A 14,787-nucleotide genomic window follows, 5' to 3' on the forward strand; every position below is an offset into this window, starting at 1 on the left:
CTCCTACCTGGATTCCTGCGTCCTCTCGTACGCGGCGAGTTCCATCGCATTCCCGTCGAAGGCCGGGCCGCAGCCGGGAGGCAGGTACTCAAGCACCATGGCGATCGCCTCGCGTGCGGTCGCGGCCTCGCCGACCTGCTCGCTGCGCGATGGCCCGTCGACCCGGTAACCGCCGTCGCGTGACGGGCCGGCGTACGGGATGTCCCAGCTGAAGGGCGCTTCGGTGCACCTGCTGAAGTGCAGCTCCCACATCCCCGTCCACGGGTAGAGCTCTCGGAGCTGCGGCTGCTCGTACGCTGCTTGTGCGAGCTCGGCGAAGCTCTCCTTGAGCCAGTGCGGCCCTTCCGGTGCCGCCAGGAGTTTCTGCCACTGCGCTTCCACGATGCCGGTCATCCCGTCATTCTGCGCAACACCGGATCCCGCAGTCCCAGGTGCTCCAGGAGGTCGCGGCATTCGTTCCGACCGGATGCGCGGGCGGCGACCTGGAGGGCGGCCTTGCGGCGTACCGAGTCGGGCAGGGGGGTGACGGAGACCGTGCGCTCCCAAGACGAGGAGTCCTTGGCTAGGTTCACTGTGCGATTCCTTCAGTCACGTCGTCGGGTTCGAGGTCGCCGTCGAGGAGGCGGGCGAGCTGGCAGGCGAGGCGGAACGGCTCGTCCGCGAGATGCTCGGTCAGGGCCCGGGCCATGCCAGCGGCGGTGCGGTGGACCGTGGTCAGGTGGTCGATCTCGGCGTGGAGCCGGTTCAGCTCGTCGGCGGGTGAGCCGCTCATGGCGTGGGCCTCCGGAAGTTCGGCGGGAGGGTGGCGCGCTGCCGCTCGGGACCGAGCACGCGCAGTACGGTGCGCAGATCGCGAGGCCGCCAGACGGCGACTTCGAACCCGCTGTCGGCCAGATGGGCCAGCCACTCGCGCTGGGCAGGACGGAGCCGCCCGGTGTCGGTCTTGAACTCGACGAACAGCGTGCGGCGCTGGCCGAGGTGCCCGAAGACCTCGTCCGGCCAGCCCGGGTCGGAGCGGCGGGAGTCCGCCGTGTGGTACTGGAGCCGCCAGCCGTACTGAGCGGCGATCTCACGGACCTTGCGTCGCCATTGCTCCTCGCTCGCACCGGTCACCGGCTCCACCCGGTCGACGGCCACCGGGAAGCGCTCGGCCTCCAGTCGGTCGAGTGGCCCGTACCGTTCGGTGAGCAGCTTGCGGCACAGCTCCCCGTTCACGGGGCACCGTCCAGCAGCCGGTAGCCGGTGCTCGTCGGCCGCATCCGCTCCAGCGCGATCCGGGTCCGCTGCCCGGTTCGGCTGCCGGGAGTAGCGGAAGTGAGGACCGTGCAGTGCGCGTAGCGGACGTCGACCTCGTCTACGCGTACGGTGCGGCCCTCGCTGCGCTTGTCGTTGTCGGCCCACACCTGGCCGACCCGCACGTCGGGCTGGGTCACGCCGCACCTGCCAGGTAGTCGGCGGCCCACAGCTCCAGGGCCCGCCACCGCTGCCCCGTCTCGATGTCGCCGTCCCGCTCCATGCGGTCGATGGCCCGCTGGACGACGGCCGCGGCGTCGGCCGGCATGGTGCGGGTGGCGAGCACTGTCTCGATCGGGGCGGTGCCCTTGCGGGTGGCGGTCTGCTCGTCCGGGTCGTACCAGCCCTCGGCGAGCGCTCCGAGATGCCGCTCCACGACCGCGAGGATGATCGCGAACGCGGCGGCGACGTTGCCGATGTTGTGCGCGCCCTTCGTCGTGTCGAGGGTGTCCAGCACGCCCTCGTACTGCTCGATGTGGGCCAGCCAGCGGGCGTCGGCGGAAGCCGCCTTCCGGGCGGCCTCCAGGGCCTTCTCCGCAGTCTCCTTCTCGTCCGGCAGGAAGACGATCTGCACGGTCGCGAAGTCCAGGTTCGCCTCCGCGAGGCTCGGCACGGTGACCTCGTCGAGGAGTTCGAGGGTCTTGTCGTCAAGGCCGGAGTAGAGGCGCATGGATACGTCCTCCAGCTCCTCGTACAGGGCCTTGAGGGTGGCCGGGTCGTCCTCGCCGGCGATCGCGTTGTGGGCGAGCTGGAGCGCGATCTGCCGCTGCCGGGGGAGCGGTTCGGTGATCTCCATCCACCAGATGCGCTCCAGGCCGACCTCGATCGCCGCCTTGGTGCGGTGGTTGCCCGACAGGACGATGCGACGGCCGGTCTCCGCGTCGTTCCACACGAGCGGCGTCGAGGTCAGCGCGCCGTCGTCACGGATGTTCGCGACCAGGCGCTGGAACTGCTCGTGCCGCATGAAGCGCGCGTTGATGTCCAGCAGCGTCAGCTCGCGCGGGTCGCCCTCGACCATGCGGGGCTTGAGCGGGGCGGGGGTCATGTCGCCGTCTCCTCCTCCTCCGTCGGCTCCTTGAGTCCCTGGGCCTGTCCGTGCTTGCTCCTCCAGTGCGCGAACCCTTCGGCCAGCGACCAGCGGCCCAGCTCGGAGCCGTAGTCGAGCTGGTAGCGGTAGGCGGGGTCGGCGGAGTCCTTGCGCGAGTTCAGCCGCAGCAGCCCGCGGTACTTCATCGACACAGGCCGCTGCGTGAACGCCGTCGTGTTCAGCCGGGTCAGGCGGGTGTTCATGGCGCGCTGCGCGAGGAACTGCGCCTCGGTCGACAGCGCCGCGTACAGCACGAGCTTGGCCAGCCGCCCGTACGACGTCGGCGCGACTGGGAAGTCGGACAGCAGGTACACGTTGTGCGGGTCGTACTTCGGCGTCGAGAACGCGAACGCGCCCACCACGACCCCGTCGACAAGGACAGCGAGCGCCATCGTCGGCGTGCCCGGGCGGATGTTGTGGTTCATGTACTGCGACCGCAGGGTCGCGAACTGCCCCATCGACAGCGGCGCGAGGGTCAGTGTCCCGCCGAGCTCCCGGCCCGGTACGAGCCGCGGTGCGCGCACCGGTTCAAGGCGCTGGTTCGGGCGCACGATCCGTGAGCGCGGGACCGACGCGTAGACGTTGATCGGCAGTCCGCGGTTGGCCGTCTGTACCTGGCCGCGTAGGTGCCCGCGCAGTTCCTCGACGTCGAAGTGGAGGCCGAGCACCCAGTGCGGCCGGTCGGTGATGCGCTCGATCAGGGTTTGCTTCGCGGCGTCGTCCAGCGTCGGGTACTCGGGTGCCGGCCAGTCCAAGTGCTTGTCCAGGGCCGCGAACTGGCCCTCGTAGTCACCCGCGTAGAACGGAGGGAAGGCGACGACCGGGGCCTCGGCCGGTACCTGCTCGGCGAGCCACTGGTTCACGTCCATCGGCGCGTACGAGGCGAGCCGCAGTGGCAGCGCCTCGATCTTCGCGACCGTCTTCGCGTACAGCTGCGGGAACTGTTGCCGGTACGCGGCCAGCATCCGGCCGTAGTACGGATGGTCCCCGCGTCCGAGCCACTGGAAGAAACGGGAGCCAAGCAGCACTACCGCGAGCGTGCCGGCCCGGCCGTCCATGTACGGGGCCAGCCAGCCGAGTTCGTCCGCCGACTCGGGACGGATCGTGATGGGGAGCTCCTGCCCGGCGAGGTACCAGCCGATCGCCGACGAGTACAGCTGCACGTCGCAGCCGTGGAGCTGGAACCCGGCGTCGTGCAGGACGCGTTCGATGGTGAAGTTGCCCGAGCAGCCGACGTAGATGTCCTCCGCCTGGCCGCGCCAGGTGGTGGCGTGCTCGTGGATGATCGCGCGGAGGTCCGCGGGGATCGAGCCGTGGAACAACGCTGCCTCCCCTGCGCGGATCTGGTTGAGAAGGACGCGGGTCCGGAGGGGCAGGGGGCTGGTCCTGCCGTGCCGGGCCGCCGGGGAACCAGGAGGCGCGGGGGACGCCTGGAGGGGGTGGTTCCTTGGCTGGTCGGCTCCGCACCACATGCCTGTGCGGACGCGTCCTTGAGCGCCGGGCCCGACTCGAACGGGCTCCTCCCCACCGGGGGCGGGGCGTGCTGCCAGGTGCACTACCGGCGCGTGGCGGGGCCGATCCGGGAAGATCACCCGCCAACAATCGAACCGTATCAGACGAAGTATTGTCACAACACATGTGGCGGATGCGATCGCGCACCCGCCACATGCATGGAGCCGCGGTCAGGCCCACGCGGTGACTGTCACCGGTCCGGCTGGAGCAGGTCCAGCAGGCTCATCGTCCCGATCGGGCACTCCTCCGGAAGTCGCGACTTCGCCTTCGCTCTCCCGGGCCCGGGCTCGAACAGCTCCATCTGTCCCGGCGGCGCCGGCTTAGACCGCGGCGGAGCCTCGAAGTCCTCCCGTCTCATCTCGACCCAGTTGGGCCTGCGCTCCTCGGTCACAGCAACGTCCCTTGCTCGTACCCGGGTCCCAGCGGCCCGAGTTCCCTCACCTTCGCCCCGGTCTTCTCCTGCCACCACGCGGCGAACATCCGTCGATGGCACCACTGATCCGGCTTCGCCAAGTCCTCGAAGCACAGCAGCACCAGCCGCAGATCCCCGGCCGCGACCGCGATCTCCTGGAACCGCGACGCGAAGAAGTCCACCCCATGCCGGTCCAGTTGGGACACATACGCCGTCTCGTACGCCGGCCGTGCCGCTCCGAAGTAGTCGCGGCTCGGCGCGGCCTCCCGTACCTGGTGCTCCAGTGCGTACGGCAGCGTCCACCGTGGCGCACCCAAGGTGATGCGCACCGGTACGCCCATCGACGGCTCGAAGCCCTGGTACCTGTGCGTGAACAGCTCGAACATCGTCCTCCCTCACGCCGGTTCCGTGCCGCCGCAGAGCGGGCAGCCCGGGTCCGGCCTTTCCTTGTGGCCCTCGTCGTTGTGGGCGTTCTCCCACCCGGCCAGCTCGTAGCAGCTGTCGCACAGCCGCACGCCGAGCGCGTCCCGCGAGACACTGCCGGAGCCGAACACGAGGCAGCCCTCGCCGTCCACTGCGACGCTGCCGTCCGTGCCGCGTACCGGGACCACCCGCAGTCGCCGCCCGCACACCCGGCACGGGATCTTCGTGGCGAGGGCGGGCGCAACCCATCCGCCGCCGGGCGCCACCACCCCAGAGCACAGCAGTGCCGCCGCCTGATCGGGCGACAGTGTGCCGCCCTCGTTCGTGGTCATTAACATTCCCTGTCCTTCCCCCGCGCCTGATGCGAAGCGAGTGATCGTCAAATAACATTCTATCGTCAATTGGCCTCGCTCGCCAATATTGTTTTATCGTCGACGGGCTGAGGTCCACCCCACTCGCACCCCATCACCACCCCATGCCGCCCACGCGTCGCCCGGGCCTCCCGGAGACGCGAAACAGCCGGGACCCGCCTCGGGATCCCGGCTGTCGCGCACGATCGAACGTCAGCTCAGGCCGCGGCCTCAAGCTCCGTCTTCGAGGGCTCCTCGGCGGCGGCCTCGGCGATCTCGGTCTCGCTCGGCTCCTGCTCGACCTCGGCGTCCTCCGTCTCGGGCTCGACTTCCAGCTCCGGTCGGACCGTCAGCTGCTTCGCCTCGGACATCGCCTTCGCCTTCCGCAGCTTCTTCACCGCCTCGGCCGCCGCCTTCCGCACCCGCTCCACCGCGTCCAGCTGCTTGCCCACCTCGCCCTCGAACAGCTCGGCCAGCTCCGTCGGCGTGAGCTTCGCCAGCTCCTCCAGGAGTGCCCCGGCGCGCTCGACCTGGTCCACCTTGGACTTGGCCTGCTTGCGCTCCTTGGCCTTGTCCTCCTTCTCCTTGTCCGACAGTTCCTTCTCGGAGAAGAAGCCCTCCTGGTTCTCCTTCATCCGCAGGGCCTGCGCGAAGGTGGAGGCGTCGGTCTCCGTCCTGAAGTCGCCCTTCATGTACCGGGTGACGGCCACCTTCTGGTTCGCCGGCGTGAGCTTCGACAGGTACCAGGCGAAGTCGGCCTTGATCTTGCCCTCGGCGACGAGTTCCGCGATGTCGGTGGTGAGGTTGAGCAGGTCCATCCGCCACTTCACGTAGTCGGTGGTCTTGCCGAACATCTCCGCGATGCGCTCTGCCTTGTATCCGAACCCGACCAGGTCCGCGTACGCCTGGGCCTCCTCCATGAGGGTCATGTCCGCGCGGCCGATGTTCTCGGAGATGCCCATGATGAACGCGTTCTCGTCGTCGACGCTCGAGACGACCTTGGCCTCGATGGTGGTGGCGCCCTCCACCAGGTGCATGGCCCGCCAGCGGCGCTCGCCCATCACGATCTGGAACGTGTCGCCGGCCGGGCGGACCACGATCGGCTGGAGCTGGCCGACCGAGCGGAACTGGGCTGCCAGCTCCTCCAGCTTGGTCTCGTCGAAGAACTTGCGGGGCTGGTCCGGGTTGGGCTCGATGTCCGCGAGCGGGATCGCGATGACCTCGATGTTCGCCTCGCTGACGTTCATGTCGCTGACTCCTCGCACTCTCGGTCTCGCAGGATGGGTTCCTGTGAGGTGATGACTAAATGCTATGATCAAACGATCTTGACCGTCAAGTATTCTTGATCACGGATCGCTGGGGAATGCCTCGTGCGCGATGGAACTTGAACCAAGCGAGCCCCGCCCGCCTGCAGTGGACGGTCGGGGCTCACGGGTAAATGGACTTGCTTAGGCGTCTCTACTCTTCCTCGACACATGTTGACCACAAATCTTCAGGGTCAAATTCGACGTCGGCCCCCATCAGCACCTTGAGGATCTCCTCATCGAGCCAGCCGCCCTTGCCCAGCGGATCGTCGTCCGCTGTCCGGTCCATGTCACCCTCGCCGGTCCGTCTACCCGCCTGCGACGAGTCGCGCCGGTTCATGCTGCTCCCCTTGAGCCATGGCGCAGGCGTCCTCCTGCCGCACCCCCTGTTCGCTCCCCACGGGACGCCGCCAAGGTGCGCCACAAGCGGTGACGAAGCATTCCACAGAGAGCGAGATCGTCAGCGTATGCCGGTTACCCGTCAGTCGCAAACAAATGTCCAGGCAGAGGGCGTCTGACCCGACAAGCCGAACCTCTGTGATCCGGTTGCCGGTTGCTACTCCCACCTCCAGAAGATCTCGAAGCGGGCCTCGTCGAACTTCCGTGAGCCCCTCACGGTGGCCGGTCCCACGCGCACTTCCCGTACGACGAGCTGAACGAGGTTCCGGCGCTGCTCGCGTCCGGCGGTCTCGTGCCACCAGGTCTCAACACCCTTGGGGGTCAACTCCGGAAGCTGCTCAAGGGCCTTGCCGCGGCGCACCGCCGCCATCGCCTCGGTGCGTCGGCCTTCCAGCGCGGCCTTGGCTGTCCTGTACTCGCCCAGGTTCAGCTCCATCGCCCCGTAGGCGCGCGCCAACTCGCTCTTGCGGTCGCTCAGTTGCTCCTTCAGGAACCGCTCCGCCTCGCGAGCCTCGTTGACGTACTTGTCACGCAGTGTGGCCAGGCGCTTGAGGTGCGTCGGACCTTGCAGGCGGGCGACCACTCGCTCTCCGACGTACTCGTCGAGCGGCTCGGCGGAGATCCGCACCTTCCCGCAGCCCTCGGTCTCGCAGACGTACCCCCGCCCGCCGTTCGCTGTAGACCGGGACACCAGCGGCTGCCTGCACAGACCGCACGTCGCCGGTCCGCCCGACAGGTAGTGGACGTGCTTCGGCTTGGTGCCCTGGCCCTTCCTGTTCTCGCTGAACAGCTCCTGCAGGGCGTCGAACGTCTCGCGGTCGATCAGCCGCTCGGCCGGGCCCGGGATCAGTTCCCCGTCGGCGTTCTCCTTGAGGCCGGCGATCGCCGGGTTGCGCAGTCGGCGCCGCAGTGTCGTTGGCGCCCATGGTCGACCGGAGACCGTTGGTCCCGCGTTCTCCGTCATCCAGTTCGCGGTTTCCGCGAGCGTCTTCCTCTCATCGAGAAGACGCCTGGCTGCCGCCGCCAAGTGGGCAGCCTCATCAGGGACGGCAGTCACTCCGTCCGTTTCGTGGCCGTATGCCCTCATACTCTCTCCAGCCCAAAATCCCCCGGTGTAACCCATATGGTATGCGAAGGCGCAGCACTGTCACCCCTACATGTGAAGTCTGCCACCCATTGCTTACGTATTGGGTTCGATCTGCAGTGCGCATTATGCCAACTTGCAGTTGGCCTACAACCGGCGCGATCGCTGGTTGGGAGACGGCTGGAGGGCTCTGGGGGCTGAAATCGCAGATGAGCGGCCTGCGTGGGGCGTCGATGGTCGTCGTCGGCGTCGAAAAAACCGGAGTTTGCATCGCCGGTCAGTCTCGCGGGTGACGATGAGCATCGTGACCCACTCGACCAGGGTGTGCGGGAGGTCGAGTGCGGCAGGATAGGGAGCCAATGAGGCTCCTGTGCCAGTGGGTTGTGACGTCGAACACTTTCCTCACCGGCACGGGATCCTCGTGTGTTGCGGCCCCCGCCCCATCACGCCGGCGTCACCCGATCCGTGCCCACGCTGAAAGCGCTCAGTGACGGGCCCTTGTACCTCTGCGGGTCAGACGGTGCGCCCCTGCCTGCGGGTGCTGCTCTCGTGCGCGCCGGGTTCGTACTCCTCGTCCAGCTCCCACTCGTCCTCGATCGGCAGCCACTCAGGCCGGAAATCGGGGTGGTCGGCGTACGCCGCAACGAGTTCGCAAATCACTGGGCTACGGCGGTCCCGCGAGATTCCGGCGACCAAGTCCCCGGCCAACTTCTGCCAGCGGACGCGCTCCCCGCTGTCCTCTGCCCTCCGCGGATACTCGTCCACCCAGTCCATGAGCCTGCGCTTCGCCTCGACGTCGGCGAGGACCCGGTCCCGCAACCTTGCCACGTCCTGGTTCTTGCCAGGCTTCAGTGCTCGTGCAGCAGTTTCATCCTCACGAAGACGGGCCCGGAAGAACTCCATCATGACCTCGAAGTCGTTTCGTATCATCGCTGTTACCCCCCTTGTCGGCAAGCGCTATGAGGTCATCATTCACCACAACCAGGAGGAGCTCGCCACCCTGAGTGGCGGTGGCGGGCTCCCCGTGGGGGAATTTTGGGGTCAGCCGGTCACGGAGATGCCGAGACGGGCCTTCATCGCGACAAGTGCCTCGGGCTCGGGCTGCCGGATTCGCTGAAAGTGCTCAGTGAGCGCCGACGAGGTTCCCCCCTCGGGTGCCCCGCTGCTACTCCGGGTGCACCCCCAGTGCGGCCCACAGCTCCGACGTCAGCACCCGGCGCTTGCCTTTGCCGTACGGGTGCACGGGCACGGGGAACTCCCCGGCTTTGATCAGCTCGTACGTCGTGTTCCTGCTGAAGCCGAACGCCTTGCCGGCTGTCAGGACGTCGACCGTGACGGGCAGGGCCAGTGCCTCATCCCGCGTCATGGGTGCACCGCCGCCGTCGTGTTCGAGGTGGCCGGATCGTTTCGATCTCGCATGGTCAGGCTCTCCTGTTCCGCCCCCGCGCCTCCCAGGAAGTCCCGACGCAGTCTAAGTTCTCACCGGGCGGCCGAACAAGATCGCACTCGACGCCATCGGATGTGATCATCAAGTTTTGCTCCCACACATGTGGCAGCACCTGTTCGGCTGGCCGCTGAATCATCAGCCGCGAAGTTTCGTGATCAAGTCCGACTCGGTCCGGCTTCTCTGGCACGTATGCCGCCTCGATTCATCGGGCGACAGTGTTCCTGTCTCCACATATGATCACCCTGCGTGGCTGCTTGCACGACACACAGGAGGGGATGTGTTCAAGGGCTCGGTCTACAGGCGCTGCACCTGCAAGGCGCCGATGGCCAACGAGGACGGGGAGCCGGTCCTCGGCACCAACGGGAAGCCGAAGTTGAGGGAGCTGGGTTCCGCCTGCCCTGATCTCGGGAAGCGTGATCACGGCAGCTGGTACTACTACGTTGAGCTGCCGCCGGGGCCCCGGGGCAAGCGGCGCCGACCTCGCAAGGGCGGCTTCCTCACCAAGAAGAAGGCTGAGGAGGCGGCGCAGAAGATCTGGGACCAGGCGCAGGACGGCGTCGACGTCCTCTCGGACGAGACCGTCGAGCAGTTCCTCCTGCGCTGGTTCAGCAAGAGAGTCGACCTCAAGCGGTCCACCCGGAGCACCTACGAAGACCACATCAACCGGGTCTTCGTCCCGCACCTCGGCCACCTCAAGATGCGCGACCTGCGCACACGGCACCTCCAGGAGATGTTCGAGCAGATCTGGCGCGACAACGAGCGGCACGCCGCTAACCAGGACGCCGCCGACCTGGCGAAGGCCGGGTGCGAAGCGGCCCGCCGGGCCTGGAAGCAGGCGGCCAGGCCGCGCCCGCCCGAGCTGCGCCAGCGCTGGAACGAGGCCAGGGAGAAGCTGCGCCAGGCCCGCAGGAAGCCGCGGTACATCACCGGCCCCGGCGTCCAGCTCAAGATGAAGAACGAGCTCAGCGCCGCGCTCGACTACGCCAAGAACACCGAGAAGCTGATCAGCGAGAACTGGACCGAAGACCTTGTCCTGCCCAAGTACACCCCACCCAAGCCGCTCGTCTGGACCGACGAACGCGTTGCCCACTGGCAGGAGACGGGCGACAAGCCCGGGCCGGTCATGGTGTGGACGGCCGAGCAGACCGGAGCGTTCCTCGACGCCGTGGCGGAGCACCGGCTCTACCCGATGTTCCACCTCATGGTCTTCCGGGGAACACGCCGGGGCGAGTCCTGCGGCCTGCCCTGGCGCGAGACCGACATGACCGCCGGCACCGTCCACATCAGCGAACAGCTCGTCGCGGCCTCCTACGACGTTTGGGAGGACACCCCGAAGAGCGACAGCGGCGCCCGCACCGTCCGCCTCGACAGCCAGACGCACCAACTCCTGCTGTTCTGGCGGCGACGCCAGCAGACCGAGCGCGCGGAGTGGGAAGAGAAGCACCGCAAGGAGCCCAAGAAGTACGACCCCTACGTCGACTCCGGCCGCGTCTTCACCTGGGAGGACGGGCGCCCGTACCACCCGGAGTACCTCTCCCAGGTCTTCAACCGGCTCGTTCAGAAGCTCGGCCTTCCGACGATCAGGCTGCACGACCTTCGCCACTGCGCCGCGACGCTCTCCCTCGCGGCCGGCGTCCACATGAAGACCATCCAGGTCCTGCTCGGTCACTCCTCCTACAAGCTCACCGCCGACACGTACACCAGCGTCCTCCCGCAGCTCGAACTCGAGGCCGCCGACGCGCCCGTGGCGCTCGTACCGCGCAAGGCCAATCAGCAGGAGGGCGAGGAGGGGGCGGCTGACGACGGGCGGCCGCCGGGGCCGCAGCCGGTCCCGCAGAACAGGTCCGCGGCCTCAGGCGACGCCGAGACCGCTGTCGAGCCCAGCTCCCATTCCGGCGAGCAGGCGCCCGTCCGCCCGCTGATCCGCCCCGTCGAGTCCGGTGAGGCGGCGGCGTAGCGGAAGCGGGCTGGCGTCCCCGCTGGATGCGCCGTGTCCCCGATCTGTCCCCGCACACATGAAAACACCCCCTCCGGAGATCATTCCGGAGGGGGTGTTCGATGCTCCGCGCCTGGTCAGGCGCAGTGCCCCCGGCAGGATTCGAACCTGCGACACCCGCTTTAGGAGAGCGGTGCTCTATCCCCTGAGCTACGAAGGCGGGGCTCTGTCGGAGGGCGGGTCCGAAGCGCGGCGCGGTGGGCTTCAGGCCTGTTGCCGACAGGGTTGCGGTGGTCAGGCCGGTGAGGTCCGGGCCACCGCCGACAGTGTAGCGGGTCGGTCGTTTCGGTGCCGGTGTGATCCCCGGGGCCTGTGTCTCGGGTGCCGGGGCTGCGAATTGTGCCGGGCGCCTGGGTTCGGGTGAGGGGGTTTGGGCGGCATCCGCAGCTGGTCAGCGTGGCACCCGTCAGCAGTACGGCCTCCGCGGCGAAGACGGTGCCGGTGGGTCCGGGTGCCATCTCGGAGAGGACACCGGAGAGCAGGGGCCGGGTCCCGTGCCGAAGACCGTGGCGCAGGAGGCCGGTAGCGCTGCGAGCCGTCCGCGTCCTGGGCCGGCGACATCGGCCACCGCCGCCATGCCCGCCGAGGCGACGGCGCCGACCGCGATCCCGGTGGGCAGTCGTGCCGCGCTCGGCGCGGCTGCCGACGGAGGCGGTCGGGAGCAGCGGGCAGGCGGCGAGGACGAGCGCCGGCGCGGGCGGCAGCACGGGCTGGCGGCCGAGCCGGTCGGAGGCGATACCGGAGTCTGTCGGCCCGGGGGGCGCTCGGAACCGACCGGGGCGGGGCGGGTGCGGCACGGCGCGGGTGGGGCTGTCCCGGGGAGGGGGCGGTGTGGTTCGCCGCCCGGCGGGACTACCCGCGTGTCACCCGGACCCGGTAGTTCCCCGTCAGGTCCGCCGAGGCCACCGCGATGCGGATCTTCCGCCGGGGGTCCTTGAAGACCTCGCCGGGGACGAACGCGGCGTCCGAGAGCTCCGCTTGCACGTTCGGGCTCCGGGTGCAGCCGCCGCTGTCCTTCTGTGAGTCGTAGACGGTGACCGGCCCCAGGCCCGTGTCGACGTCGGCGTCGACCCGGTAGATGAGGATGCCGGGCCGGCACACCGTCTCGTCGTTGCCCTCGCGGGTGCGCAGTTCCAGCGCGTAGCCGGTACGCCCGTCCAAGGGGACGAAGACCAGCTTCGGGCCGCCGGGTCGGGCGAGCGGCGTGAGGGTGAACTCCGTCGTGCCCTCGGCTGTCGCGCAACCGACCTGGTCGGCGTCCAGCCAGCCCAGTTTCCACTTGTGCCAGCCCAGTAGGTCGTTGTTGGCGCCCCAGTCCTCGCTCATGATGTCCCAGTGGCCGACCGCGCCTCCGCCCTGCTGGGTGTAGAGGTCGGGCAGGCCGAAGACGTGGCCGTTCTCGTGCGGCAGGACCCGGTAGCCGGTGCGGTCGTACGCGCCGGAGCCGTCGTCCTGGCGGGAGTAGACGAACGAGGCGTTGGCCACCGGGACCCCGTCGGCGACGGGCGCCTCGGCGTTGCCGGCGAAGGTCACCGACAGCACCGTGTCCAGTGCGGAGGGGCCCGCGTTCGGTGTGACCAGGACGTTCAGGAGGTCGTAGGAGCGGAAGTCCACATTCGGGTCGGCGGCGGAGACGATGTCCTGGACCAGCTCGCGATAGCCCGGGTCGAAGGGGGCGCCGCGGCCTATCCCGTACGCCGGGAACGGCTTCGGCATGCGCAGCCAGTGGGTGATGGGGGCCTCGGGGCGGTAGTCGAGGCGGCCGTAGGAACTGGTGCGGAACCACTGCCGGGTCTGCGGCAGGAATTCGCGGTAGCGGTCCAGTGCCTTGCCCGTCCCCGGCGCGTCCGGGAAGTCGATCATGACGGTGAGGGCGTGGACGGTGCCGGTCGACCGGGCGTAACCACCGAGCGTCGGGATGCCCTCCGACATCTGCACGGCCGGATCGCCGTTGATCATGCAGGGGCCGAGTGCCGAGGAGTGGGCGAGTCCGGCAGCCGGCCCGGCTCCGGCGGGCGTGCTGTCCGGGGTCGGGTGCCCGGTGCCGGCCGAGGCGCTCACCGCGAGGGTCAGCGCGGAGACGGAGGCGAACGCGGCCACGCGGCGTGGGCGTATTCGACGGCGTTTCCGGGATCGCTCAGGCTGCGGCTGCATGCGGGGCCTCTCGGTCCGGGCAGCCGCCACTCCCCGGCTGCACCCTTGCGATCACCCTCGGTCGGGGAGCCCGCGTGCGCGCGCTGGCCTGGGCCGATCGTGGGTCTTCGGGGAGCGGCGAGGCCCGGCTTCGGACCATCACGGGGCGGCCGGGTCCGGGGCGCCGCGGACGGCGTCCAGGTGGCTGGGGCCCGGCCGGTGGCCCGCGGGGGTCACCGGTGCGTGGCTGCGACGGTGGTTCCGGCGGGGCGGGGAGGCGGTGCCGGGCGCCCGGCGGGGTCCGGGGAGGCGCCTGCGGCCGGTGAGGCGGCCGGGGCCCGGGGACGGCGGTGGAGGCGAGGGCGGTGGTGGGATGCGGCGTGGGGCGGCCCTGGATGTGATGTGAGCCGGATCACATCAAGAATCTCGGAACGGGGAAATAACCGGGGATCCTTTCCCCGTTTGGAACTGTGTCCGAGCGAAACGGGGAGACGATCCCCGGATCGCGGTCACCGACCATCCCACCGTGGAGGAAGCCGTGCCGACCACCCTTCCCGCGCCCCGCAGGGCGACCCGGCCACGTGCCGACGCCCTGCGCAACCGGGAGCGGATCGTCACCGCCGCCCGGGAGATGTTCGTCGAGCACGGCCCCGACGTGCCGCTCGACGAGATCGCCCGCCGGGCCGGCGTCGGCAACGCCACGGTCTACCGTAACTTCCCCGACCGCGACGCCCTCGTCCGCGAGGTCGTCTGCTCCGTCATGGAGCGCACCGTGGCCGCGGCCCAGGCCGCGCTCGCGGAGACCGGGGACGCGTTCGAGGCCCTGGAGCGCTTCGTGCACGCCGTCGCGGACGAGCGGATCAGCGCGCTGTGCCCCATGGTCTCCAGCACCTTCGATCAGAACCACCCGGACCTGGAGGCCGTACGTGAACGGTGCGAGGGCCTCGTCGCCGAGGTCATGGACCGTGCCAAGGCGGCCGGCCAGCTCCGCCCCGACGTGGGCGTCGGCGACGTGCTGATCGCCGCCGCCCAGCTGAGCCGTCCCCCGGCCGGGACCGGGTGCCTCAGCATCGATCGTTTCGCCCACCGCCATCTGCAGCTGTTCCTCGACGGGCTGCGGGCTCCCGCCCGCTCCGACCTGCCGGGCACGGCCCCGACCGTGGAGGACCTGCGCCAGCCCTGATAGAGCAGTCCCGCCGCGCTCCGTAGCGCCCTTCGGACCGACCGGCTCGGATCGAGCGGTCGTGCGCGAGCAGCCGGAATCCGGCAGCCGTGAGCGAACCGTCACCGTCGGGCCGCCGCCCCCGGGCAACCGCCCGCGGGCAGCGGCATCCGAGCGGTCGAGCC

General features: G+C 69.3%; 19 protein-coding genes, 2 tRNA genes and 1 pseudogene. 3 read left to right on the forward strand and 19 right to left on the reverse strand.

The window, feature by feature from the left end:
• Positions 1-3: 3 nt before the first annotated feature.
• From I3F54_RS03035 to I3F54_RS03110, 16 genes and pseudogenes are all read right to left on the reverse strand, one after another.
• Positions 4-393 carry a DUF6193 family natural product biosynthesis protein gene (locus I3F54_RS03035; protein WP_240116980.1) on the reverse strand — a complete coding sequence of 130 codons (390 nt, stop codon included), beginning with the start codon at positions 391-393 and terminating at the stop codon, positions 4-6.
• Complete coding sequence (locus I3F54_RS03040; RefSeq protein WP_240116981.1) at positions 390-572, reverse strand: hypothetical protein; 183 nt, start codon at positions 570-572, stop codon at positions 390-392. Before I3F54_RS03040 ends, I3F54_RS03035 begins: the two co-directional genes overlap by 4 nt.
• The gene (locus I3F54_RS03045) at positions 569-772 is read right to left on the reverse strand and encodes a hypothetical protein (RefSeq protein ID WP_240116982.1); all 204 of its coding nucleotides are present in this window, start codon (positions 770-772) and stop codon (positions 569-571) included. Before I3F54_RS03045 ends, I3F54_RS03040 begins: the two co-directional genes overlap by 4 nt.
• On the reverse strand, positions 769-1,215 hold the full coding sequence (locus I3F54_RS03050; protein WP_240116983.1) for a VRR-NUC domain-containing protein: 447 nt from the start codon (positions 1,213-1,215) through the stop codon (positions 769-771). The genes I3F54_RS03045 and I3F54_RS03050 overlap by 4 nt, the downstream gene beginning before the upstream one ends.
• Positions 1,212-1,433 carry a hypothetical protein gene (locus tag I3F54_RS32315; RefSeq protein WP_240116984.1) on the reverse strand — a complete coding sequence of 74 codons (222 nt, stop codon included), beginning with the start codon at positions 1,431-1,433 and terminating at the stop codon, positions 1,212-1,214. Before I3F54_RS32315 ends, I3F54_RS03050 begins: the two co-directional genes overlap by 4 nt.
• Complete coding sequence (locus I3F54_RS03060) at positions 1,430-2,338, reverse strand: ParB/Srx family N-terminal domain-containing protein (protein WP_240116985.1); 909 nt, start codon at positions 2,336-2,338, stop codon at positions 1,430-1,432. Before I3F54_RS03060 ends, I3F54_RS32315 begins: the two co-directional genes overlap by 4 nt.
• On the reverse strand, positions 2,335-3,702 hold the full coding sequence (locus I3F54_RS03065; RefSeq protein ID WP_240116986.1) for a hypothetical protein: 1,368 nt from the start codon (positions 3,700-3,702) through the stop codon (positions 2,335-2,337). The genes I3F54_RS03060 and I3F54_RS03065 overlap by 4 nt, the downstream gene beginning before the upstream one ends.
• A 171-nt stretch (positions 3,703-3,873) precedes the next feature.
• Positions 3,874-3,945: transfer RNA gene (locus tag I3F54_RS03070), tRNA-Gly, on the reverse strand.
• 137 nt (positions 3,946-4,082) lie between these two features.
• Positions 4,083-4,283, reverse strand: a complete 201-nt coding sequence (locus I3F54_RS03075) for a hypothetical protein (RefSeq protein ID WP_240116987.1) — start codon at positions 4,281-4,283, stop codon at positions 4,083-4,085.
• Positions 4,280-4,690, reverse strand: coding sequence for a hypothetical protein (locus I3F54_RS03080; protein WP_240116988.1), 411 nt, complete (start codon positions 4,688-4,690; stop codon positions 4,280-4,282). Before I3F54_RS03080 ends, I3F54_RS03075 begins: the two co-directional genes overlap by 4 nt.
• Before the next feature lie 9 nt (positions 4,691-4,699).
• Positions 4,700-5,059 (reverse strand): hypothetical protein, encoded by a 360-nt coding sequence (locus tag I3F54_RS03085; protein ID WP_240116989.1) that lies wholly within the window; start codon positions 5,057-5,059, stop codon positions 4,700-4,702.
• Positions 5,060-5,295: 236 nt separating this feature from the next.
• Complete coding sequence (locus I3F54_RS03090; RefSeq protein WP_240116990.1) at positions 5,296-6,324, reverse strand: ParB/RepB/Spo0J family partition protein; 1,029 nt, start codon at positions 6,322-6,324, stop codon at positions 5,296-5,298.
• A gap of 211 nt (positions 6,325-6,535) precedes the next feature.
• Complete coding sequence (locus I3F54_RS03095; protein WP_240116991.1) at positions 6,536-6,721, reverse strand: hypothetical protein; 186 nt, start codon at positions 6,719-6,721, stop codon at positions 6,536-6,538.
• A gap of 216 nt (positions 6,722-6,937) precedes the next feature.
• A complete protein-coding gene (locus tag I3F54_RS03100) occupies positions 6,938-7,903 on the reverse strand; it encodes a recombinase family protein (RefSeq protein ID WP_308373048.1) in 966 nt (321 codons plus the stop codon).
• 222 nt (positions 7,904-8,125) lie between these two features.
• A pseudogene (locus I3F54_RS03105) lies at positions 8,126-8,224 on the reverse strand (IS5/IS1182 family transposase); the annotation flags it as partial.
• A 153-nt stretch (positions 8,225-8,377) separates the two neighbouring features.
• Positions 8,378-8,794 carry a DUF6221 family protein gene (locus I3F54_RS03110; RefSeq protein ID WP_308373050.1) on the reverse strand — a complete coding sequence of 139 codons (417 nt, stop codon included), beginning with the start codon at positions 8,792-8,794 and terminating at the stop codon, positions 8,378-8,380.
• On the opposite strand from I3F54_RS03110, the gene I3F54_RS03115 reads away from it, so the two are divergent.
• Positions 8,769-8,981 (forward strand): hypothetical protein, encoded by a 213-nt coding sequence (locus tag I3F54_RS03115; RefSeq protein WP_240117067.1) that lies wholly within the window; start codon positions 8,769-8,771, stop codon positions 8,979-8,981. The genes I3F54_RS03110 and I3F54_RS03115 overlap by 26 nt on opposite strands.
• A gap of 48 nt (positions 8,982-9,029) precedes the next feature.
• Here I3F54_RS03115 and I3F54_RS03120 read toward each other — a convergent pair whose 3' ends face one another.
• Positions 9,030-9,230 (reverse strand): AlpA family transcriptional regulator, encoded by a 201-nt coding sequence (locus I3F54_RS03120; RefSeq protein ID WP_240116993.1) that lies wholly within the window; start codon positions 9,228-9,230, stop codon positions 9,030-9,032.
• 358 nt (positions 9,231-9,588) lie between these two features.
• Between I3F54_RS03120 and I3F54_RS03125 the strand changes: the two genes are divergently transcribed.
• Complete coding sequence (locus tag I3F54_RS03125) at positions 9,589-11,268, forward strand: tyrosine-type recombinase/integrase (RefSeq protein ID WP_240116994.1); 1,680 nt, start codon at positions 9,589-9,591, stop codon at positions 11,266-11,268.
• Positions 11,269-11,394: 126 nt separating this feature from the next.
• On the opposite strand, the gene I3F54_RS03130 is transcribed toward I3F54_RS03125, so the two are convergent.
• Positions 11,395-11,467 (reverse strand) — tRNA-Arg (locus tag I3F54_RS03130).
• A gap of 692 nt (positions 11,468-12,159) precedes the next feature.
• Positions 12,160-13,461: a M6 family metalloprotease domain-containing protein gene (locus I3F54_RS03135; RefSeq protein ID WP_240116995.1), complete on the reverse strand. Its 1,302-nt coding sequence runs from the start codon at positions 13,459-13,461 to the stop codon at positions 12,160-12,162.
• 505 nt (positions 13,462-13,966) lie between these two features.
• Between I3F54_RS03135 and I3F54_RS03140 the strand changes: the two genes are divergently transcribed.
• Positions 13,967-14,623, forward strand: a complete 657-nt coding sequence (locus tag I3F54_RS03140; protein ID WP_374205842.1) for a TetR/AcrR family transcriptional regulator — start codon at positions 13,967-13,969, stop codon at positions 14,621-14,623.
• Positions 14,624-14,787: the final 164 nt, after the last annotated feature.

Source organism: Streptomyces sp. MUM 2J (genome assembly GCF_022414535.1).
GTDB lineage: Bacteria > Actinomycetota > Actinomycetes > Streptomycetales > Streptomycetaceae > Streptomyces.